This window comes from Mycobacterium sp. Soil_C_30, assembly GCF_057656995.1.
Map to the genome: position 1 here is coordinate 114,313 of NZ_JBDGJH010000001.1, position 21,965 is coordinate 136,277.

Below are 21,965 nucleotides of genomic sequence, written 5' to 3' on the forward strand. Positions count from 1 at the left end.
GGAGAACCCCATGACCGTCACCACCAACATCGCGGCCTGGCCGCTGTCCGATGAGCAGAAGCAGATCATCGAACTGTGCCGCGAATTCGCCGCCAAGGAGATCCGCCCCCGCGGGCGTGAAGTGGACGAGGCCGACACGGTGACCCCGGTGGACATCTTCGCCAAGGCCGCGGCCGTCGGTATCACCGACTTCATGATTCCCGAGGAATACGGCGGTGGCGGTTTCACCGATGTCTTCACCCAGTGCCTGGTGCAGGAAGAACTGTGCTGGGGCGACCCGGGTATCGGAAACCTGGTGTGCTCCAACGGCTTCTTCGCCGACCCGATTTTGGTGCTGGGTACCGAGGAGCAGAAGAAGCGCTGGCTGACACCGCTGACCGGGCCCCACGCGACGATGACCGCGCTGGCCACCACCGAACCGGAATCGGGTTCGGATGCCGCGTCGATCTCCACCACGGCCACCCGCGTCGACGGCGGCTACCGCATCACCGGACAGAAGGCCTGGATCTCCAATGCCGGGGCCGCCGACTCCTACGTGATCTTCGCCAAGACCGACACCACCAAACGCTCGGGTGGTATCTCGGCGTTCCTGGTGGCCAAGGACACCGAAGGGCTGAGCTTCGGCGAACCGATGAAGAAGATGGGGCAGCGGGCCATCGTGTGTCGCGAGATCTTCCTCGACGGGGTGTTCGTCCCCGAAGAAGACCGCCTCGGCGACGAGGGACGGGGCTTCTACGGACTGATGGGAACCTTCGACATCTCGCGGGTGGTGCTCGGTGCGGCGGCGGTGGGCGCGGCCCGCGCGGCGTATGAGTACGCACTCGACTACGCCAAGACCCGCAAGCAGTTCGGCGTGCCGATCATCGACCACCAGGCGGTCGCGTTCCGGCTGGCCGACATGGCCACCCGGATCGAGGCGGCGCGCCTGTTGGTGCTGCACGCCGCGCGCCTCATCGACAGCGGGGTGCCGGCGCGCGGAATCGCCGCGATGGCGAAGCTGACCGCCTCCGAGACGGCGATGTTCGTCACGCACGGCGCGGTCCAGACCCTCGGCGGGTGGGGGTACTCCCGCGAGTACCCGGTCGAGCAGTGGATGCGCGACGCCAAACTCGAGGAGATCGAGGAAGGCACCTCGGACATCATGCGGTTGGTGATCTCGCGCAATCTGGGCTGACATCTGATCGGGCCGCCAGTTATCTGACTTGTACGATCGGGAGGTCTGAGCTGTCCGGACTACTCGGAGGAACCGATGCCGCGCCCCAGTGTGGAAGCCGAGCGTCGGCCGCAGATCCTCGCCGCGGCATGCGAAGTCATCGCCACGGCGGGGATCCCCGCCTTGCGCCTCGCCGACGTCGCGCGCGAGGCCGGGGTCAGTTCGGGCACGGTGCACTACTACTTCGAGACCAAAAAAGAAGTCATCACCGCGGCGTTCGAGTTCAACCTGACCGACTCGTTGGCGCGCCGTCAGGAACTGCTCACCTCGGGCAAGGACAGCCTGGCGATCCTGCACGACCTGGTGGAGTCGTACCTACCCAACGACGAACTCTCGGTACGGGCGTGGAAGGTGTGGCTGGCGCTGTGGGCCGAAGGCAGCCGCGATCCGGTGCTGCAGGAGATCAACGACCGGCTCTACGGTCAGTGGCGTGATGTCGTCGCCGGGGTGATCCGCGACGTTCAGGCCGCCGGTCTGGCCCGGGCCGCCGACCCCGGGCTACAGGCCAACATGCTGATCGGGATGCTCGACGGGCTGGCCGTCCAGGTGGTGCTGGGCTCACCGAACATGTCGCTGGAGGCGATGCGGCAGACCTGCAAGACCTTCATCAGCGAGGTCATCGCCCCGTGATCAGCGCCTCGCGAAGTCCGGTGCGTGCTCCGGGAGCGGACCGATGGCCACCCCGTAGGCGGCGACGCGGGTCAGGACCGGGTACCGGTTCGCCAGGCGGAGGGCTCGCGGCGCCTCACCTGCGGCAGGCGCGCCGGTGACAGGTCCGGTGAAGGCCCGCGCGATCACGTTGTCGTGCACGAACCGCTGCACGCGCTGGATCACCGCCGCAGGCAGCCAGCGCCGCGCCTGCACCGCGGCCAGGTGACGGGTGGACACCGCGCCGGTGCGCAGCGGCGCCGCCAGCAGACGGGCGGCGGCCACCGCGTCGGCGACGGCCAGGTTGATGCCGACGCCACCGACCGGCGACATGGCGTGGGCGGCGTCGCCGAGGAACAGGATCCCCTCGCCGTACCACTTGCGTAGCCGATTCAATTGCACGTCAAGTAGTTTCACGTCGTCGAACGACTGGAGCTGATCCACCCGGTCGGCCAGCCAGGGCACCAGGGCCGCGACGCGCCGGCGAAGCGAATCGATGCCCTCGGCCCGCATCGCGGCATCGGAACCCTTCTTGATCAGGTAGGCGATCTGGAAGTAGTCGCCCCGGTCGATCAGCGCGACGGCCTGGCCGCTCTCGAACCTGCCGTTGAGCCCGCTGGGATCATCGTGGTGGCGCGGTAACCGGAACCACCAGACGTCCATGGGTGCGCCGAAACTGCGCGGGGTGAAACCGGTGGCGGCCCTCAGGGTGGAGGCGCGCCCGTCGCACCCGACCGTCAGCGCGGCCCGCATCTGGCGCTCGTGGCCGTCGGCGTCGCGGTAACGCACCCCGGTGACCCTGGCGCCCTCGTACCGGGGTCCGAGCACTTCGGTGTTGCGAAGAAGCCGGAACGACGGTTCCCGGGCGGCCGCCGTGGCAAGCATCTCCAGGAAATCCCACTGCGGCACCAGGGCGATGTGCTGGTGCGGACCGGGCAGGTGCGCCAGGCTCAGGGACAGCGTGGTGCCCTGCACCGCCAGGTTCACCCCGGAGATCAGCCGGTGCGGCACCGCCGCGAACGCCGACGCCAAGCCGAGTTCGTCGAGCAGGCGCAGCGTGCTGGCATGCACCGTGTCCCCGCGGAAGTCGCGCAGGAAGTCGGGGTGCTTCTCCATGACGGTGACGTCGACCCCGGCCCGGGCCAGCAGCAGACCGAGCATCACACCGGCCGGGCCGCCGCCGGCGACCAGACAGGTGGTGGATTCGTCACCGGTTTCGGCCGTTCCCACGCGTTGATCGTAGGGTGGGATGCGATGCAGGGACGGTGTCTTTGATGGATGGGTTACTCAGTTGGTGGGACGGCGTCGAGCTGTGGCTCTCCGGCCTCGACTTCGTTCTGCAGACGGTCGTGGTGATGCCGGTGGTGCTGTTGCTCGCCTACGCCATCGCGGTGTTGCTGGACGCCCTGCTGGGCAACGGGGTTCGATTGCTGCATCGGCTGCGCGGGGGAGAGGACGGACAGCGGTGAACGGCATGCCTCGCTCGCGCGTGACATTGATCCTGGTCATTCTCGTGGTGCTTGTTGTCGTCATGTGGTTCGTCACCCGGTAACCAGCACATTGCCGACGGTGGTGGTCGGCGGAAACTCTGCTACTCTTCCGGCCATGCGCGCGGCGTCCGGGGGCAACAGAGGTGGCCAGATGCTGGCTTCCTCCGTCCAGGGACACTGCGCCGTTGTTGATGTTTGTTGTTGTCGCTGACCCTTGCCCGCCTGCGGTTTGGAGTCGGTGACGGACTGCGCATAGCGCCATCATCTGAGCCCTCATCCTTTCCGCCGTGGCGGGTACCGATCCCGTACTCCGCCCTGGAAAGGTCCTCCATGCCGAACATTCTGACGTCTCCGAAGCGCTGGCGGGCGGCCGCTGCGCTCGCCGTGACCGCATCGATGCTCGCTGCCTGCGGTGGCGGCGGATCCAGTGACGTCGCGGGTGAAGAGGGCGGCGCCACCGACGCCGAGACCACCCTCACCCTGGTGGCCTACGCGGTGCCGGAGCCGGGCTGGAGCAAGATCATCCCGGCGTTCGCCGCCACCGAAGAAGGCAAGGGCATCGCCGTCACCACCTCCTACGGCGCCTCCGGTGATCAGTCCCGCGCTGTGGTCGACGGCAAGCCCGCCGATATCGTCAACTTCTCCGTCGAACCCGACGTCACCCGCCTGGTGAAGGCCGACAAGGTGGCCGCGGACTGGAATGCCGACGCCACCAAGGGACTCCCGTTCGGCTCGGTGGTTTCGCTCGTGGTCCGTGAGGGCAACCCGAAGAACATCCGCGACTGGGACGATCTGCTGCAGCCTGGCGTCGAGGTGGTGACCCCGAGCCCGCTCAGTTCTGGCTCCGCGAAGTGGAATCTGCTGGCGCCGTATGCCGCCAAGAGCAACGGCGGCCAAGACCCGCAGGCCGGAATCGACTTCGTGAACAAGCTGGTGTCCGAGCACGTGAAGACGCGCCCCGGCTCCGGTCGTGAGGCCACCGACGTCTTCCTGCAGGGCACCGGCGACGTGCTGCTCAGCTACGAGAACGAGGCCATCTACGTGGAGCGGCAGGGCAAGCCCGTCGAACACGTCAACCCGCCGCAGACGTTCAAGATCGAGAATCCGGTGGCCGTGGTGTCCACCAGCGCCCACCTGGAGCAGGCCAACGCGCTGAAGAACTTCCTGTACACCCCCGAGGGGCAGAAGATCTGGGCCGAGGCCGGTTTCCGTCCGGTCGATCCCGCGGTGGCCGAGGAGTTCGCCGCCGACTTCCCGACCCCGGAGAAGCTGTGGACCATCGCCGACCTGGGGGGCTGGGGTGAAGTCGACCCGGCGCTGTTCGACAAGGACAACGGCACCATCACCAAGATCTACAAGCAGGCCACTGGATGACGCAGAGCGTCTCGGCGGCGGTGCGGCCCGAGCCAGGCGGTGACGCCGGCCCGGGCCGGGCCGCCGCCCGGCTGGGGCGCCGGCACGGCAGTACGTCGCTGCGGGTCGGGGCGGCGACGCTGTGGCTGTCGGTGATCGTGCTGCTGCCGCTGGCCGCGATCCTGTGGCAGTCCGCCAAAGGTGGGTGGACGGCGTTCTGGGAGGCGGTCACCTCGCCCGCGGCGCTGCGGTCGTTCGAGGTCACCCTGACGGTGTCGATCGGCGTCACCGTCATCAACGGCGTGTTCGGGCTCTTGGTCGCGTGGGTGCTGACCCGCGACGACTTCCCCGGCAAGCGCCTGGTCGATGCCGTGATCGACCTGCCGTTCGCGCTGCCGACGATCGTCGCCAGTCTGGTGATGCTGGCGTTGTACGGCCCGGCCAGCCCCGTGGGGCTGCATCTGCAACACACCAAGTGGGGTATCGGGGTGGCGCTGCTGTTCGTGACGCTGCCGTTTGTGGTGCGGTCGGTGCAGCCGGTGCTGCTCGAACTCGACCGGGAGGTCGAAGAGGCGGCGGCGTCGTTGGGTGCCAACAACCTGACCATCTTGACCAGGGTGATCCTGCCCGCGCTGCTGCCGTCGCTGCTCTCGGGCGCCGGACTGGCGTTCTCCCGCGCTATCGGGGAGTTCGGTTCCGTCGTGCTCATCGGCGGCGCGGTGCCGGGCGAGACCGAGGTGTCGTCGCAGTGGATCCGCACCCTGATCGAGAACGACGACCGCAGCGGCGCCGCGGCCATCTCGATCGTGCTGCTGGCGATCTCGTTCATCGTGCTGTTCATCCTGCGGGCCCTCGGCTCGCGCGCGGCCCGGCGCGAGGAGCAGGCGCGATGACGCTCTCGCCCAGAATTCGTTATCTGCTGCGCTTCATCGCGCTGGCCTACATCGGCATCCTGGTGATCATCCCGGTGGGGTTGATCCTGTGGCGCACGCTGGCCCCGGGTGTCGGCGAATTCGTCGCGTCCATCAGCACACCGGCGGCCATCTCTGCGCTGCAGCTGTCGCTGCTGGTCGTGGCCATCGTGGTGCCGCTGAACGTGCTGTTCGGCGTACCCACGGCGCTGGTGCTGGCGCGCAACAAGTTTCGTGGCAAGAGCGCGCTGCAGGCGGTCATCGACCTGCCGTTCGCGGTGTCTCCCGTGGTGGTCGGTGTCGCGTTGATCCTGTTGTGGGGATCGGCCGGGTTGTTCGGATTCGTCGAGAACGACTTCGGGTGGAAGATCATCTTCAGCTTCCCCGGGATCGTGCTGGCCAGCATCTTCGTCACCGTGCCATTCGTGATCCGCGAAGTCGAACCGGTGCTGCACGAACTGGGCACCGATCAGGAAGAAGCCTCGGCCACGCTCGGCGCGCAGTGGTGGCAGACCTTCTGGCGGATCACGCTGCCGTCGATCCGGTGGGGTCTCACCTACGGCATCGTCTTGACCATCGCCCGCACCCTCGGCGAGTTCGGTGCCGTGATCATGGTGTCGTCCAACCTGCCGGGACAGTCGCAGACGATGACCCTGCTGGTGGCCGACCGTTACAACCGCGCCAACGAGTACGGCGCCTATGCCATTTCGACCCTGCTGATGGCTGTTGCGGTGCTGGTGTTGGTGGTGCAGGTCGTCCTCGACGCCCGCCGCGCCAAGATCGAGAAGTAGGAGATCTCATGACGAACGCGATCACCGTCGCCGGTGCCAACAAGCATTACGGCGACTTCGCGGCCCTGGACAACGTGGACTTCGTGGTGCCGGCCGGCTCACTGACCGCCTTGCTGGGTCCCAGCGGTTCCGGTAAGTCCACCCTGTTGCGCGCCATCGCGGGGCTGGACGAACCCGATACCGGATCCATCACGATCAACGGCCGTGATGTGACCCGCGTGCCACCGCAGAGACGCGGCATCGGATTCGTGTTCCAGCACTATGCCGCGTTCAAGCATCTGAGTGTCCGCGACAACGTGGCGTTCGGGTTGAAGATCCGCAAGCGGCCCAAGGCCGAGATCAAGGACAAGGTCGACAACCTGCTCGAGGTGGTGGGACTCGCCGGGTTCCAGAACCGTTACCCCAACCAGCTTTCCGGCGGCCAGCGCCAGCGCATGGCCCTGGCTCGCGCACTCGCCGTCGACCCCGAAGTACTGCTTCTCGACGAACCCTTCGGCGCGTTGGACGCCAAGGTGCGCGAGGATCTGCGCACCTGGCTGCGCCGGTTGCACGACGAGGTGCACGTGACGACGGTGCTGGTGACCCACGACCAGGCCGAGGCGCTCGATGTGGCCGACCGCATCGCGGTGCTCAACAAAGGGCGCATCGAGCAGGTCGGTTCACCCACCGAGGTCTACGACCAGCCGGCCAACGCTTTCGTCATGTCCTTCCTGGGCACGGTGTCCTCGCTCAACGGAATCCTGGTGCGCCCGCACGACATCCGGGTGGGGCGCAATCCCGAGATGTCGATCGCGGCCGGTGACGGCACCGCGGAGTCCACGGGTGTCACCAAAGCCACCATCAACCGGGTGGTCGTGCTGGGCTTCGAGGTCCGGGTGGAGCTCACCAGCGCCACCACGGGGACCCCGTTCACCGCACAGATCACCCGCGGTGACGCCGAGGCGCTCGGTCTGCGCGAGGGTGACACCGTCTACGTGCGGGCCACCCGGGTGCCCCCCATCGCGGGCAGCCTTCAGGTGCCGAAGGCCGATAAGGCCGACGAGGAACTCAGCAACGCCTGACGGCTCAGCGACTCTCGTTGCCCACCAGGGTGGGTGCCGGTTCGGCGTGTGGTGCTGTCTCCGCCCAGCCGGGCGGTTGCAGCAGGTAGCCGATCCGGCCCCGCCACGTCTTGGCGCGTCCGACGTCGCGCACCATGGCGACGAATTCCGCGAAGTTGATCTTGACCGGATTGTAGGTGTCGATGTTGTGCGTCAATCCGTAACGGATGGTCTCCACCTCGTCGGCGTAGCTGCGGAAGATCCGATCCCAGAGGATGAGGATGCCGCCGTAGTTCTTGTCCAGGTAGGGATTGTTGGCGCCGTGGTGCACGCGGTGATGTGACGGCGTGTTGAAGATGTACTCGATTGCGCGCGGCAGTGTTCCGATGCGTTCGGTGTGCAGCGGGAACTGGTACAGCAGCACGACGGCCTGGCTCAGGAAGATCATCCACACCGGGATACCGGCCAGTGCCATGGGGATGTAGACCACCGAGGTGAGGAACCGCCCGGGAATCAGCCACGGCAGCCGCACCGCGGTCGACATGTTGAAGTGCCGGCTCGAGTGATGCACGCTGTGCGCCGCCCAGAACAGCCGGACCCGATGCTGCATCCGGTGTTCGGCGTAGTACGCCAGATCGGCCCCCACGATCGCGAGCACCCACACCCACCAGTCCGACGCGGACAACGCCCACGGCGCGAAGGCGGCCGCCAGCAACACGATGGGCAGCTCGATGAAGTCCTCCACCAGATTCGCCACCCGGCCCAGCCCGTAGACCGACAAGCTGGCGAAGGTGTCACGGGTGGAGAAGCCGATCTTGTTCCGCGGCTGGGCATCTCGGCCCTCGCGACGGTCCCGGCGCCGTTCCAGGCGATCGCCCAGCAATTCGATGCCCAGCAGCAGGAGAAACGCGGGGATCGCGTACAGCCCGATGTTCCCGATCCACGCGGTGTTGGCCTCCACGGTCAGTTGTTCCCTTTCTTCGGCATCCCGGCGATCTGGCGGCGCAGCGCGCGGCCGAACATCTCCTGATTGACGCGCTCGGGGTCGATACGCCGTTGGCGGATCAGACCGCTGAACATCGCCAGCGTGGTGGTGGCGAATTCGTCGACGTCGACGCTGTCGTCAACGTCGTTGCGCGCCAGCATGTCTGCCAGGATGCCGCGGATCGCCGCCAGTGTGGTGGCCGTCGAGTTGGCCTCGATCTGCATGAGTTCGGGGTTGCGCACCGCGTGCAGCCAGAACTCCGTGCGCAGGACGGCGACGTCGATGTCCTTGTCGGCGATGGCGATCAGCATCTCGCCCAGCGCCTGCAACGGATCGGCGGACTGGGCGCGTGACGACTCGATGATGTGCGCGACTTCGCCCATCTGGTTGACGGCACGGTCGGTCATCAACGCCGAGAACAACTCCTCCTTGTTGGCGAAGTTCGAGTACACCGCGCCGACGGAGAACCCGGCTGCCTCGGCGACCTCGTCCACCGACGCGGCGGCGTAGCCCTTGCGGGCGAACACCGACGCGGCGGCGTCCAACAGCCTGCGTCGCGTCAGTTCCTTGCTCTCCGCGCGGGTCAAGCGACGCGGCTTCTGATTGCGATCCATATTCAGATAGTAGCTGTTATTTGAATTCGTAGCACTATCGGTTCACGAAAGGGGTGTCACGAGTGGTGATCGCGAGGTTGTATCCAAGGCGCACAGACTTTTTCGGGAACTGCGAACTCGAACTCGCGACCCGCTCCAGCGGCGTAACTTCGAGTCGATCGGTGCGGCCGACGACGGTTCCGTCCTGTGACCGACCGGCCCCGGTCGCGACTGGGAAAGGACACTCGAGATGGACACCACAAGCACCGCCGCCGTCAACGAGGATCAGCTGATGGCGTTTGTCATGCGCGCCGTGGAAGAAGCCGGCGCTGCCCTGAACTGCGCGTTGGTCGTGATGGGGGACCGGCTCGGCTACTACACGTCGCTGGCCGGCCATGGTCCCAGCACACCGTCGGAACTGGCCGAACGCACGGCCACCGACGAGCACTACACCCGGGAGTGGCTCAACGCACAGGCGGCAGGTGGTTTCGTCGAATACGACCCGGCGTCGGAACGCTATTTTCTGCGGCCGGAGCAGGCAGTGGCGCTGGCCGATGAGAGCAGCCCGGCATTCGTGGTGGGACTGTTCCAGACCGCGCACGGAACCGCCCGCGACGCCACCAAGGTCTTCGACGCCGCCGCAACCGGAGGTGGCGTGCACTGGGGTGATCACAACTCCGACGTCCACGTGGGGTGTGAGCGCTTCTTCCGGCCCACCTACGCCGCACACCTGGTCGCCGACTGGCTCCCGGCGCTCGAGGGTGTGACGGCCAAGCTCGACCGCGGTGCCCGGGTGGCGGACGTCGGCTGTGGGCACGGCGCGTCCACCATCCTGATGGCGCAGTCATTCCCGCGCTCGGAGTTCACCGGTACCGACGTTCACGAGGGCTCGATCGTCACCGCCAGGGAACGGGCCCGGCAGGCGAACGCCGGGGCGCGCATGCACTTCGAATGCGCGCCGGCGGACGCGTTTTCCGGCGGCCCCTTCGATCTGGTCACGATGTTCGACTGCCTGCACGACATGGGGGATCCGGTGGGAGTCGCCCGGCACGTGCGTTCGGTCATCGACGACGACGGCACCTGGATGATCGTCGAACCGGCCGCCGGCGACCGGGTCGAGGACAACTTCACCCCGGTTGGACGCGCCTACTACGGATTCTCGACGTTGTTGTGCACACCGTCGTCGCTGGCTCAGCCGGTTGGGTTGGCGCTCGGCACGCAGGCCGGTCCGTCCCGCATTCGTGACGTCGTGACCAGTGCCGGCTTCACCCGGTTCCGGGAGGCGGCCCGGACCCCGTTCAACATCGTGTTCGAGGTGCGGCCCTAGCTCGCCTCAGGCGGCGACGAGCTTCGCGGCCACGGCGTCGTCGTAGCGATCCAGTACGGTGGCCGCCACCAGATTGTGCGAGCCCAGCGGCTCGCACATCGAAATCTGTTGCCGGGCAGCGAAAGCCGCCACCCGATCGGTGATCTTGCCGTGCGCCAGGAACCACGGTGCGATGACGACGCGGGAGGCGCCACGCTCGCGCAGCTCGGCGACGGAGTCCGGGAGGTTCGCATAGGGCCCGGTGGCGAAGGCGGTTTGTGTTCCGGCCCAACGGGTTCCGCGAGCCAGCGCCGCAGCCACCGTCGCGGTGCGGGCGTTGGCGGCCGGCTTCGAGGAACCGACCGCCACCAGCACCACACCGAGGCCCTCGTCGTCGGCCGACACCCCGGACTCGGCCAGCCGGTGCCGCAGCACCGTCAACAGCGCGGGGTCTTCGCCCAGCGTGTCGGCCTGCTGGACGTAGCGGCCCGACTCGGCGACCACCGCCGGGATGTCGACACGCGCGTGATAGGCCGACGCCAACAGAAACGGTGTCACCACCGCATCGCCGGTCTCGGCCAACACCTCACCCAAGCTCGGTGCGGTCCGTTCCAGGAATGCCGCGCGCACGTCGAGCCACGGGCGCAGCCGCCGGATCCGGCCCGCCACGGCATACGTCACCGCCGCCGACCGCGGGTCGACGCTGCCGTGCGCGGTCAGGATGAGGCCGGGCGGGGTGGCGGGAGAGGGCCCGGGCGGGGTGGTGGGGAAATACGCCGTCACGAAGCGTGCAGCCCGCACTCCGTCTTGGCCAGCCCCTGCCAGCGCCCGCTGCGCGGGTCGGCGCCGGGCTCGGGCTTGGCCGTGCACGGGAAGCAACCAATCGACGGGTAACCCTCGTCGACGAGGGGGTTGACCAGCACGCCGTTGGTGGTGATGTAGTCCTGCATGTCATCGTCCGACCATGCCGCAATCGGGTTGATCTTCACCAGCTTGAACGCTTCATCGAAGCTGATCAGCGGCGCGTTCGCCCGGGTGGGGGCCTCGACCCGGCGGATACCGGTCACCCAGGCCGTGTAGCCGCGCAGCGCTTTCGACAGCGGCTCGACCTTGCGCATCCGGCAGCACGCGCCCGGGTCGCGGGCGAACAGGTCCTTGCCCAGCAGCGCATCCTGTTGCGCGACGGTGTTCTCCGGCGCGACGTTGACGATGTGCACGTCATACACCGATTCGACCGCGTCGCGGGTGCCGATGGTCTCGGCGAAGTGGTAGCCGGTGTCCAGGAACAGGATGTCCACCCCCGGGCGCACCTTGGCGGCCATCTCGACCAGCACGGCGTCCTGCATGTTGGAGGCGACGACGTAGTTGCCGCCGAAGTGCTCGTCGGTCCAGCGGAGCAACTCCTCGGCACTGGCGCCGTCCAGTTCGGCAGCGCCACGGGCGGCCAGCTCCCGCAGGTCCGTCTCCGTCAAACGACTCACCTCAACAGTCATCGTTCATCACCTTCGTCCCAACACGCATCAGCGCAGATCGGCTTCGTCGGCTCGCAGAGCCCACTTCGCGAAACGCTCTCCGGTCTCGCGTTGTTTCACGAAATTGCGCACAACCCGGTCGATGTAGTCACCGAGTTCGTCACTGGTGACCTTGTGCTGGCGCAGTTTGCGACCGAATCCGCTGTCCAGGCCCAGGCTGCCACCCAGGTGCACCTGAAAACCCTCGACCTGGCCACCGTTGCCGTCGTCGACCATCTGGCCCTTGAAGCCGATATCGGCGATCTGGATGCGTGCGCACGAGTTGGGGCAGCCGTTGATGTTGACCGTCACCGGCACGTCGAGCTGCGCGTTGATGTCCTCGAGCCGCTTCTCCAGCTCGGGCACCAGGCTCTGGGACCGCTTCCGGGTCTCGGCGAAGCTGAGCTTGCAGAACTCGATGCCGGTGCAGGCCATCAGGTTGCGCCGCCAGTTCGACGGATCCGACGGCAGGCCCAGCTCGTCGAGGCCGGCCCGCAGCTCAGCGAGCTTGTCATCGGGCACATCCAGCACGATGAGCTTCTGGTAGGGGGTGAACCGGACCCGGTTGGAGCCGGCTGCCTCGGCCAGGTCGGCGACCTTGGTCAGGATCGTGCCGGACACCCGGCCGGCGATCGGCGCGACGCCGACGGCGTTGAGGCCGTTCTTGAGTTTCTGTACACCCACGTGGTCGATCGGGCGCAGCACCGGTTCGGGTGCCGGGCCGTCGATCAGCGGGCGCTTGAGGTACTCCGTCTCGAGAACCTCACGGAACTTCTCGATACCCCAGTCCTTGATGAGGAACTTCAGCCGCGCCTTGGCCCGCAGCCGCCGGTAGCCGTAGTCACGGAAGACGCTGACCACGCCCTCCCACACATCGGGCACCTCGTCCAGGGGCACCCACGCGCCGACGCGCTGGCCCAGCATGGGGTTGGTGGACAGGCCGCCGCCGACCCAGAGGTCGAAGCCGGGGCCGTGCTCGGGGTGGTTGACGCCGATGAACGCGACGTCATTGACCTCGTGCACCACGTCCTGCAGACCCGAGATCGCGGTCTTGAACTTGCGCGGCAGGTTGGAGTACTCCTTCTTGCCGATGTAGCGCTTGACGATCTCGTGCACCGCGGGGGTGCCGTCGATGATCTCGTCGAGCGACTCACCGGCCAGGGGCGAGCCCAGCACGACGCGGGGGCAGTCGCCGCACGCCTCGGTGGTCTGCAACCCCACCTCGTCGAGCCGGCGCCAGATCTCCGGCATGTTCTCGACCTGGATCCAGTGGTACTGCACGTTCTCGCGGTCCGACAGATCGGCGGTGTCGCGGGCGAACTCGGTGGAGATGCCGCCGAGGGTGCGCAACGCGGCCGTCGTCAGGGCGCCGCCATCGGAACGCACCCGCAGCATGAAGTACTCGTCCTCGAGCATGTCGGTGTTGTCGTCACCGGTCCAGGTGCCGTCGTACCCGGGCTTACGCTGGGTGTAGAGCCCCCACCAGCGGAACCGGCCGCGCAGGTCGCCCTTGTCGATGCTGTGGAAGCCGCCCTTGGCGTAGATGTTCTCGATCCGGGCGCGGACGTTGAGCGGATTGTCGTCCTTCTTGGACTGCTCATTGGGATTGAGCGGCTCGCGGTACCCGAGGGCCCACTGCCCCTCGCCGCGGGGGCGCTTGACCTTCGCCGGGCGCTTCGTGGGTGTTTCTGTCATTGTGTGCTCCTTGTCGGGAGCCGGCGACCGCTGCACATACCACCGGTGGGCTGAACCGGCGGCGCAGATCCGGCGGCCAGCTGTTTTGTCTCGGGGGCAGGCTGGGGCAGATCAGGCCGTCAAGGCAGACAGCAACAGCTACACACACGCTTGAAATCGACATGCCGCCGAGCGACGAGGGCGACTCGAAGCTGGGGCAGGCGTGCGGCGATCACCGGGCCATTCTGCCACGCCGTTCCCGCAGGTCCCAATCAGGCCAGATTTCGGCTCACCCTGAGTGAAATCGGTGTCGCGCGGACTCTGGGAGACTGGACGCCATGACAGCCGGCATCGCTTCGCGCGAGATCCCCGATCTCGGAATGACGCAGGGCGGGGCGTTCGGCATCTACATTCATGTGCCGTTCTGCGCCACCCGCTGCGGATACTGCGATTTCAACACCTACACCCCAGGTGAACTGGGGGGAGCCAATCCCGACGGCTGGTTGGCGGCGGTGCGGCGGGAGCTGCGGCTGGCCGCCGAACGGCTCCCGGGGCCCGCGGTCGACACCGTCTTCGTCGGCGGCGGCACCCCGTCGCTGCTCGGAGGGTCCGGGCTTTCCGCGGTGCTCGACGCGGTCCGCGAGTCGTTCGTCCTGGCTCCCGACGCCGAGGTCACCACCGAAGCCAACCCGGAGTCCACCTCGCCGGACTTCTTCGCCGCCATCCGGGCCGCCGGCTACACCCGGGTGTCGCTGGGCATGCAGTCCGCCGTGGCGCACGTCCTGCGGTTCCTGGACCGCACACATTCCCCGGGCCGGGCGGTGGCCGCGGCGTCCGAGGCGTTGGCCGCGGGTTTCGAGCATGTCAACCTCGACCTCATCTACGGCACGCCGGGGGAGTCCGACGACGACCTGAGGCGTTCCGTCGAAGCGGTGCTCGGTGCCGGCGTCGACCACATATCGGCCTACGCCTTGGTGGTCGAGGACGGCACCGCGCTGGCGCGACGCGTGCGTCGCGGCGAGATGGCGGGCGTCGACGACGATGTGCTGGCCGCCCGCTACGAACTGCTCGACGGCATGGTCCGCGACGCCGGCTTCGACTGGTACGAGGTGTCCAATTGGAGCCGCCCCGGAGGCGAGTGCCGGCACAATCTGGGCTACTGGGGCGGCGGCCAGTGGTGGGGCGCCGGCCCGGGTGCGCACGGCTTCATCGGCGCCACCCGGTTCTGGAATGCCAAGCACCCCAACACTTATGCCGCCGAGCTCGAGCAGGGTCAGCTGCCCATCGCCGGCTTCGAAGTGCTGGCCGCCGAGGACCGGCATGTCGAGGACGTGCTGCTGGGCATCCGGCTGCGCGACGGGCTGGCCCTCGATCAGCTGCGGCCTGCCGAGCGCGAGCGGGTGGACGCGGTGCAGGCCCAAGGTCTGGTGACCGTGGTTGCCGGCCGGCTGGTGCTCACCGACCGCGGCCGTCTGCTCGCCGACGGCGTGGTGCGCTCGCTTCTCGAGTGATTTGGGCGCGCTCGTAACCGCTCAGCGGTTACGAGCGCGCCCAAATCACCCTCACCGTTGGGCGGCCGGCCGGATGATGATCTCGTTGACGTCGACGTCCGCGGGCGTGCCGACGGCGTAGGCCACGGCATCGGCAATGGCCTCGGGTGCGATGGCGTTGCGGCGGTACTCCGCCATGGCCGCCTGGGCCACCGGATCGCTGATGGTGTCGGCCAGCTCACTGGTCACCACGCCGGGTGACACGGTGGTCACCCGCAGCCACGGCGGGGACTCCAGCCGCAGACCTTCGGTGATCGCCCACGCCGCGAACTTGGTGCCGCTGTAGACGGCGTACGTCGGGCCCACCTCGTGGGCGCCCACCGAGGCGATGGTCACCACATGGCCGCGCTCCTGGCGCGTGAACTGCGGCAAGGCCGCCGCGATACCGTGCAGCAACCCGCGGATGTTCACGTCGATCATCTGGTCCCACTCGTCGACCAGACCCGCATCCAGCCGCGACAGCGGCATCACCCCGGCGTTGGCCACCAGCACATCGAGACGCCCGTGCCGGGACACGATCTCGTCGACCGCGCGCTGCACGGCGCCACGGTCGGTGACGTCCAGCTCGTATGGCTCGATGGTGCCGGACTGCCCGGCGGCCAGGTCACGCAGCCGGTCGATCCTGCGGGCCGCCGCGATCACCGTGGCGCCGTCGGCGGCCATCCTGCCCGCGATGGCCCGGCCGATGCCGCTGCTGGCCCCGGTCACCAGGACCACTGAGTTCTCCATGTCGTTCTCCTCTCCAGGTGTGTCGTCCTCCACTGTCGGGCCCGGACCGGTGCGGCACGAGGACGCAGTGTTCCTGGGTGCGCCAGACCCAGGTTCGCGGCCACACCGCTCACTACCATCGCGAATGTGGCAACAGGAGAACTCGGCGATTACCTGCGGGCCCGCCGTGCGCAGGTGACGCCCCATGACGTCGAGCTGCCCAGCTACGGGCAACGGCGCGTCGCCGGCCTGCGCCGCGAAGAGGTGGCGCTGCTGGCCGGGTTGAGCGTCGACTACTACACCCGCCTCGAACAAGGCCGGGAACGGCGTCCGTCACCGGCGGTGGTGGACGCGCTGGCCGGGGCGCTGCGCCTGCCCGAAGACGGCCGCCAGCACCTGTTCCGCCTCGCCGGGCTGAGCCCGCGGCAGCTCAGCGGGTCCACCACCCGCGTCGACCCGGCGCTGCTGCAGCTGATGAGCATGTGGCCGCACAACCCGGCGCTGGTGTACAGCCGCGCCTACGACGTGCTGGCCGCCAACGCGATCGCCGACGCGATGTTCGGGCAGTGGGCGCACTCGAAGAACCTGATGCACGTGGTGTTCACCGAACCGACTGCGCGCAGCTTCTACGCCGAATGGCAGACGGTGGCCCGGGATGCGGTCGCCGGGTTCCGGCACGGTTACGGCCAGGCGCCGGGCGACCCGCGGATCCGCGCGGTGCTCACCGAGCTGCTGGAGGCCAGTCCCGACTTCGCCGAGATCTGGACCCGCCACGACGCGCGGGGAAAAACCGCACAGGCCAAGCGTTTTCGTCACCCCGAGGTAGGGGAGATGACGTTGACCATGCAGACCTTCGATGTGCGGTCGAGTCCGGGCCAGGAACTGGTGGTCTATCACGCCGAACCCGGATCGCCCAGCAGCGATGCGTTGACGTTGCTGGGCGCGCTGGCCGCCGACGTGTCCAGCTGAGCGGCTGACGCGGATCACAGTCGGGTAGCCGGCCTGTGAACCGGCTGTGTATGTCACGATTACCCGCATGCACGTGTACTTAGGCAAGCCTACCCAGACTCCCGTGAGAGGCCACGGGACCGCCTGACGTGACACCACACCGCACCCCGGGCGACGCCCCCGAACCGATCGCCATTGTCGGCATCGGCTGCAGGCTGGCGGGCGACGTCACCACCCCTGCCGAGTTCTGGTCGTTTCTCCTGGCCGGCGGAAGCGCGGTCCGGGAGATCCCCGCCGAGCGCTGGGCGCCCTATCTGCGCCGGGACCCACGCAACGCCGCGGTGCTCAAGGAGACCACGCCCTGGGGAACCTTCCTCGACGATCTGCCCGCCTTCGACGCCGAGTTCTTCGGGGTGTCACCGCGGGAAGCCGAGCTGATGGATCCCCAACAGCGCCTCGCCGTCGAAGTTTGCTGGGAAGCGCTCGAACACGCCGGCGTGCCGCCACGCTCGGTCGCGGGCAGCGACACCGCCGTGCTGATGGGCGTCAACTCCGACGACTACGGCAAGCTCATCATGGAAGACCTGCCGGGGATCGAGGCCTGGAGCGGTATCGGGACGTCACTGTGCGGGGTCGCCAACCGGGTGTCCCATCTCCTCGACCTGCGCGGACCCAGCGTGGCTCTCGACGCGGCGTGCGCGGCCTCCCTGGTCGCGGTGCACCAGGCCTGTCAGTTGCTGCGCGACGGCGAGACCTCGCTGGCGCTGGCCGGGGGTGTCAGCGCGCTGATCGGGCCCGGCCTCACCCGGGTGCTCGACGTGGCCGGGGCCACCGCCCCCGACGGCCGTTGCAAGACCTTCGACGCCTCGGCCGACGGCTACGGCCGTGGCGAGGGCGCCGCCGTGGTGGTGCTCAAACGCCTGGCCGACGCCCAGCGCGACGGCGACCGGGTGCTGGCAGTGGTCCGCGGGGGAGCGGTGGCCCAGGACGGGCGCACCGTCGGCATCATGTCTCCCAACGGCGACGCCCAAGCCGATCTGTTCCGCCGCGCCTGCGAGGTGGCGCACGTACCGCCGGGCAGTGTCGATTTCATCGAGGCGCACGGCACCGGCACTCCCACCGGCGACCCGGTGGAACTCAACGCGCTCGCCGCGGTCTACGGGGCTGCCCGCCCGCCGGAAGACCCGTGCGCGGTCGGTTCGGTCAAACCGAACACCGGCCACCTCGAAGGTGGTGCGGGTGTGGTCGGCCTGATCAAGGCCGCACTGGCCCTGCACCACGAAGCCATCCCGCCCACGGCGGGGATCCGCACGCTCACCCCGGCCGTCGACTGGGCCACCAGCGGGCTGCGGGTGCCCACCACGGCGCAGCCCTGGGCCCGCCGCGCCGGCGCACCGCGGCGGGCGGCGGTGTGCAGCTACGGCTACGGCGGCACCATCGCCCATGTACTGCTGGAAGAGGCGCCGCCGTCGGCGCCCCTGGAAACCGTCAAAGCCCTTGCACCTGCGGTGGTTCCGCTGTCCGCCCGGTCGCAGAGCCGGCTGGTGCGGCAAGCCGAGGTGCTGGCGTCGCACCTGACGGATCAGCCGGTCGCGCAGATCGCCACCACGCAGTGGAACCGGCGCTCCCACGAACCGGTCCGGGCCGCGGTCGTCGCCGACGACACCGCCGATCTGGTAGCCGGGCTCAGCGCGCTGGCCGCCGGCGACCGTGACCCCCGCGTGCTGACCGGGACGGTGGTCGACAACGCCGAGAACGGTGCGGTGTGGGTGTTCTCCGGGCACGGATCGCATTGGGCGGGAATGGGTTCCGAGCTCCTGGACACCGAGCCCCGCTTCGCCGAGGTCATCGATGCCGTCGCCCCGGTGTTCCGTGCCGAACTGGGCTTCTCGCCGCGCGAGGCGCTGCGCACCGGTGACCTCGGCGGCACCGACCGGGTGCAGGCCCTCACCTTCGCCATGCAGGTCGGGCTCGCCGCGGTACTGCGTGAGCGGGGCGCACGGCCGGCCGCCGTGATCGGGCATTCGGTCGGCGAGGTCGCCGCCTGCGTGGTGTCCGGCGTGCTGAGCCTCGAGGAAGGCGCCCACGTGGCCTGCTACCGGGCCCGCGGATTCCGTGCCGTGATGGGCCAGGGCGCCATGGCGCTGGTGCGGCTGCCGTTCGCCGAGGCCGAGCAGCGGCTGGCTGCCCACCCCGACGTGGTGGCCGCCATCAGCTCCTCCCCGGAGTCCACGGTGATCTCCGGTGCCGCCGCCGCCGTCGACCAGGTGTGCACGCAGCTGACCGATCAGGGGATCATGGTGCGCCGGGTGGCCACCGATGTGGCGTTCCACAGCCCGGCAATGGATGCGCTGACCGGCGAATTGGCCCGTCTCACAGCGTCATTGCCGCGATCGCGGGACGCGGTGGTCCCGCTCTACACCACGGCTTTGTCCGATCCGCGGTCGACGGCCCCGCGCGGCCCCGACTACTGGGTGGTGAATCTGCGGGGCCGGGTCCGGTTCGCCGAAGCCGTCACCGCGGCGGCCGACGACGGGCACCGCCTGTTCCTCGAGGTGTCCGCCCACCCTGTGGTGTCACACTCCGTGGTCGAAACGCTGACCCAGCTGGGTATCGCCGAACCGGCCGTCATTCCGGTGCTCCGCCGCGACCAGCCGCAGACACGGGCGCTGTCGGCCGCGGTGGCGGCGCTGTACTGCCACGGCGCGCCGGTGAACGCCCCCGGGCACGCCTGGGCACCCGACCTCCCGGGCACCCAGTGGCAGCACCGGAACTTCTGGCGCACCCCGACACCACCGCCCGGTGGCCGCGGCGTCCACGACATCGGCAGCCACACGCTGCTCGGCGGCCCGCTGGACGTGACGGGCGCCGTCCCGGCCCGGGTCTGGCAGACACGGGTGGACATGGACACCCGGCCGTATCCGGGTGATCACCCCGTGCAGGGCACCGAGATCGTTCCTGCCGCAGTGCTTCTGAACACCTTTCTGGCTGCCGCCGGTACCGATCTGGTGGACGTACGGCTGCGCACCCCGGTGGCCCCGGGTCGCGCCCGCGACGTCCAGGTGGTGCTGCAGGACCGGGCGTTGAGCCTGTCGACCCGACTCCTCGACGACGACGGGGGTTGGCTGACGCATTGCACCGCGGCCACCGCGGCCCCCGACCTTGCGGCGATACCCGGCGTGGCACCCCGGTGCCCGGAGTCGTTGCCGCCCAACCATGTGGTGTACACCCTGGCCGGGCTGGGCGTCGCGGCCATGGGATTCGGTTGGGAGATACTGGATCTGCGCCGCGGTGACGGTGAACTGTTGGCCCGGGTGTCCGCCGAGGACGACGGCTCGGTGCCGTCCAGTTGGGCGGGTCTGCTCGATGCCGCGACATCGGCGGCGTCGACGGTGTTCTCCGGTCCGTCCGAGGGCCTTCCCCGGCTGCGGATGCCCGCGCGCATCGACCGCGTGCACGTGCGGGGGAATGCGCCATCGGTCGCGATGATCCACGTGCGGCGCCGCCCCGGCACCACCACCACCGATGTCACGATCAGTGATGCAACGGGTGCGGCGCTGGTGTGGCTGGACGGCATGACGTTCGAGGAACTGGAGAATCCAGCCGGTCCCGACACCGGCCGTCTTCTGCATGAGTTGGTGTGGAACGCAGTCGATTTCGACGATGACCGCCGGCCCGACGAAGTGGTCCTGGTCGGCGGCGACGCCGGCACGCTGGCGGTGGTGGTACCCGACCTGGCAGCGGATGCCGTGCCGTACCGGGTGGTGACCGAACCGGAGCAGGTGCCCACCGGCCTCGCCCGTGGTGCAGTGGTGCTGGTGCTGCCGCGGGCCGATGACACCCCCGAGGCCTCGGTGGAGTTGGTGCGCCGGACCTTGACGGGTCTGCATGTGGCCGGCAGCCAGGCGCGGTTGTGGGTGTTGACCCAGCGGGTGCACGAAGGCCACAACGTGACCCATGCCCCGCTGTTCGGGCTGGCGCGGGTGGCCGCCGCCGAACATCCTCGGCTGTTCGGTGGTGTGCTGGATCTGGCGGATGCCCGAATCCCGTTCAGCGCCTTGGCGTCACTGTCGGGTAATGGCGTGGTGGTGATGCGCGACGGGGTTGCCCGGGCAGCGAAACTGGAGTTCGCGACCCCCGGCGACGGGGAGCCGCTGAGCTGCTCACCGGGCGGCACCTATGTGATCACCGGCGGCACCGGGGCACTGGGCCTGCGGTTGGCGCAGCGACTTGCCGACCTCGGCGCGCGGCGGCTGCTGCTGTTGTCGCGGTCGGGCATACCCGAGCGCGGCGCCTGGCCCGACCTTGCCGACAACGACGCCGTCCGGACGGTGACGGCCCTCGAGGACCGCGGGGTGTCGGTGCACGTCGCCGCCGTCGACATCGGCGCACCCGGGGCCGCCGACGCGGTGCGGGCAGCACTGCGTGATCTGCCCCCGGTGCGCGGTGTCGTCCACGCCGCAGGCGTCGAGGCCGGCGCGCTGCTGGTCGACACCACCGCAGGTGATTTCGCCGCGACCATGCGCCCCAAGGTCGACGGCGCGCTGGCCCTGCACCAGGTGTTCGCCCCCGGACAGTTGGACTGGATGGTGCTGTTCTCCTCGTGCGGCTACCTGCCCGGCTTCCCCGGTCAGGGCGCCTACGCCAGCGCCAACGCGTTCCTGGACACCTTCGCCCAGCACCGCCGCAACCTCGGGGACCGCACCACCAGCGTCGCGTGGACGGCGTGGCGCGGACTGGGCATGGGCTCGACCTCCGGCTTCATCGCCGCCCAGCTCGAGGCGTTCGGTATGGACACCGTCGGAGCCGACGACGCTCTGCGGGCGCTGGATGCCGCGATCCGGGCCGACCGCGCGCATCTGGTGGTGTTACCGGTGTTGCCCGCAGCGGCGTCGGTGCCGATGCTCGCCGCTGTCGCCCCAACCGCCGAACCCGACACCGCGGCGCCCGCCGGCGCGGTGGGCCCCGGTGAGGTCGACACCGCGGTGTGGGCGGCCCAGCAGGTGCTGGCGGCGGTGGCCGGCGAGCTCGGCCTGCCCGAGGACGGTGTCGATCCGAGGATGCCGCTGGTGGAGATCGGGGTGGACTCGATCATGACCGTGGCGGTCCGGCGTCAGCTGGAGAAGCAGACCGGCCTCGCGCTGCCGCCCACCCTGCTGTGGGAGCACCCGACCGCGGCGGCCGTCACCGCACGTATCGTCGAGCTGTTGGACGGGGCCGACCAGCCTGCGGCCGTTTCCTGAA

At 68.9% G+C, this 21,965-nt stretch carries 19 protein-coding genes; 11 read left to right on the plus strand and 8 right to left on the minus strand.

The genetic code is table 11. From position 1 onward, the window contains the following. The first annotated feature begins 10 nt into the window (after window positions 1-10). Both AC3A6P_RS00525 and AC3A6P_RS00530 read left to right on the plus strand, forming a co-directional pair. Window positions 11-1,174, plus strand: a complete 1,164-nt coding sequence (locus AC3A6P_RS00525; RefSeq protein ID WP_487687017.1) for an acyl-CoA dehydrogenase family protein — start codon at window positions 11-13, stop codon at window positions 1,172-1,174. A 75-nt stretch (window positions 1,175-1,249) separates the two neighbouring features. Then, on the plus strand, window positions 1,250-1,843 hold the full coding sequence (locus AC3A6P_RS00530) for a TetR/AcrR family transcriptional regulator (protein ID WP_487687019.1): 594 nt from the start codon (window positions 1,250-1,252) through the stop codon (window positions 1,841-1,843). Here the strand turns inward: AC3A6P_RS00530 and AC3A6P_RS00535 are convergent, their stop codons facing one another. Further along, window positions 1,844-3,091, minus strand: a complete 1,248-nt coding sequence (locus AC3A6P_RS00535; protein ID WP_487687021.1) for an FAD-dependent oxidoreductase — start codon at window positions 3,089-3,091, stop codon at window positions 1,844-1,846. 35 nt (window positions 3,092-3,126) lie between these two features. On the opposite strand from AC3A6P_RS00535, the gene AC3A6P_RS00540 reads away from it, so the two are divergent. From AC3A6P_RS00540 to AC3A6P_RS00560, 5 genes are all read left to right on the plus strand, one after another. Then, entirely contained in the window at window positions 3,127-3,330 is a 204-nt protein-coding gene (locus tag AC3A6P_RS00540) for a hypothetical protein (protein ID WP_487687024.1), read from the plus strand. A gap of 417 nt (window positions 3,331-3,747) precedes the next feature. Further along, window positions 3,748-4,725: a sulfate ABC transporter substrate-binding protein gene (locus AC3A6P_RS00545; RefSeq protein ID WP_487688089.1), complete on the plus strand. Its 978-nt coding sequence runs from the start codon at window positions 3,748-3,750 to the stop codon at window positions 4,723-4,725. After that, the gene (gene cysT, locus AC3A6P_RS00550; protein WP_487687027.1) at window positions 4,722-5,597 is read left to right on the plus strand and encodes a sulfate ABC transporter permease subunit CysT; all 876 of its coding nucleotides are present in this window, start codon (window positions 4,722-4,724) and stop codon (window positions 5,595-5,597) included. The genes AC3A6P_RS00545 and cysT overlap by 4 nt, the downstream gene beginning before the upstream one ends. Continuing rightward, window positions 5,594-6,406: a sulfate ABC transporter permease subunit CysW gene (gene cysW, locus AC3A6P_RS00555; RefSeq protein WP_487687030.1), complete on the plus strand. Its 813-nt coding sequence runs from the start codon at window positions 5,594-5,596 to the stop codon at window positions 6,404-6,406. The genes cysT and cysW overlap by 4 nt, the downstream gene beginning before the upstream one ends. A gap of 8 nt (window positions 6,407-6,414) precedes the next feature. Continuing rightward, entirely contained in the window at window positions 6,415-7,467 is a 1,053-nt protein-coding gene (locus AC3A6P_RS00560) for a sulfate/molybdate ABC transporter ATP-binding protein (protein WP_487687033.1), read from the plus strand. Window positions 7,468-7,471: 4 nt separating this feature from the next. On the opposite strand, the gene AC3A6P_RS00565 is transcribed toward AC3A6P_RS00560, so the two are convergent. Continuing rightward, window positions 7,472-8,407 carry a sterol desaturase family protein gene (locus AC3A6P_RS00565; RefSeq protein ID WP_487687035.1) on the minus strand — a complete coding sequence of 312 codons (936 nt, stop codon included), beginning with the start codon at window positions 8,405-8,407 and terminating at the stop codon, window positions 7,472-7,474. Between the two features lie 2 nt (window positions 8,408-8,409). Continuing rightward, window positions 8,410-9,045, minus strand: coding sequence for a TetR/AcrR family transcriptional regulator (locus AC3A6P_RS00570; protein ID WP_487687036.1), 636 nt, complete (start codon window positions 9,043-9,045; stop codon window positions 8,410-8,412). A gap of 229 nt (window positions 9,046-9,274) precedes the next feature. Between AC3A6P_RS00570 and AC3A6P_RS00575 the strand changes: the two genes are divergently transcribed. After that, on the plus strand, window positions 9,275-10,351 hold the full coding sequence (locus tag AC3A6P_RS00575; protein WP_487687039.1) for a class I SAM-dependent methyltransferase: 1,077 nt from the start codon (window positions 9,275-9,277) through the stop codon (window positions 10,349-10,351). A gap of 6 nt (window positions 10,352-10,357) precedes the next feature. Here the strand turns inward: AC3A6P_RS00575 and AC3A6P_RS00580 are convergent, their stop codons facing one another. The 4 genes from AC3A6P_RS00580 to AC3A6P_RS00595 all read right to left on the minus strand — a co-directional run bounded on the left by AC3A6P_RS00580 (window position 10,358) and on the right by AC3A6P_RS00595 (window position 13,751). Continuing rightward, entirely contained in the window at window positions 10,358-11,113 is a 756-nt protein-coding gene (locus AC3A6P_RS00580) for a sirohydrochlorin chelatase (RefSeq protein WP_487687042.1), read from the minus strand. Beyond that, the gene (locus tag AC3A6P_RS00585; protein WP_487687045.1) at window positions 11,110-11,823 is read right to left on the minus strand and encodes a phosphoadenylyl-sulfate reductase; all 714 of its coding nucleotides are present in this window, start codon (window positions 11,821-11,823) and stop codon (window positions 11,110-11,112) included. Before AC3A6P_RS00585 ends, AC3A6P_RS00580 begins: the two co-directional genes overlap by 4 nt. Before the next feature lie 27 nt (window positions 11,824-11,850). Further along, the gene (locus tag AC3A6P_RS00590) at window positions 11,851-13,536 is read right to left on the minus strand and encodes a nitrite/sulfite reductase (protein WP_487687047.1); all 1,686 of its coding nucleotides are present in this window, start codon (window positions 13,534-13,536) and stop codon (window positions 11,851-11,853) included. A gap of 119 nt (window positions 13,537-13,655) precedes the next feature. Continuing rightward, window positions 13,656-13,751 (minus strand): Ms4527A family Cys-rich leader peptide, encoded by a 96-nt coding sequence (locus AC3A6P_RS00595; RefSeq protein WP_487687050.1) that lies wholly within the window; start codon window positions 13,749-13,751, stop codon window positions 13,656-13,658. 102 nt (window positions 13,752-13,853) lie between these two features. Here AC3A6P_RS00595 and hemW point away from each other — a divergent pair, with 102 nt between their 5' ends. Further along, window positions 13,854-15,026, plus strand: coding sequence for a radical SAM family heme chaperone HemW (gene hemW, locus AC3A6P_RS00600; RefSeq protein WP_487687053.1), 1,173 nt, complete (start codon window positions 13,854-13,856; stop codon window positions 15,024-15,026). Window positions 15,027-15,077: 51 nt separating this feature from the next. On the opposite strand, the gene AC3A6P_RS00605 is transcribed toward hemW, so the two are convergent. Beyond that, entirely contained in the window at window positions 15,078-15,794 is a 717-nt protein-coding gene (locus AC3A6P_RS00605) for an SDR family oxidoreductase (protein ID WP_487687056.1), read from the minus strand. 126 nt (window positions 15,795-15,920) lie between these two features. Between AC3A6P_RS00605 and AC3A6P_RS00610 the strand changes: the two genes are divergently transcribed. Both AC3A6P_RS00610 and AC3A6P_RS00615 read left to right on the plus strand, forming a co-directional pair. Continuing rightward, the gene (locus AC3A6P_RS00610) at window positions 15,921-16,742 is read left to right on the plus strand and encodes a helix-turn-helix transcriptional regulator (protein WP_487687058.1); all 822 of its coding nucleotides are present in this window, start codon (window positions 15,921-15,923) and stop codon (window positions 16,740-16,742) included. A 128-nt stretch (window positions 16,743-16,870) separates the two neighbouring features. Then, window positions 16,871-21,964, plus strand: a complete 5,094-nt coding sequence (locus AC3A6P_RS00615) for a type I polyketide synthase (protein ID WP_487687060.1) — start codon at window positions 16,871-16,873, stop codon at window positions 21,962-21,964. Window position 21,965: the final 1 nt, after the last annotated feature.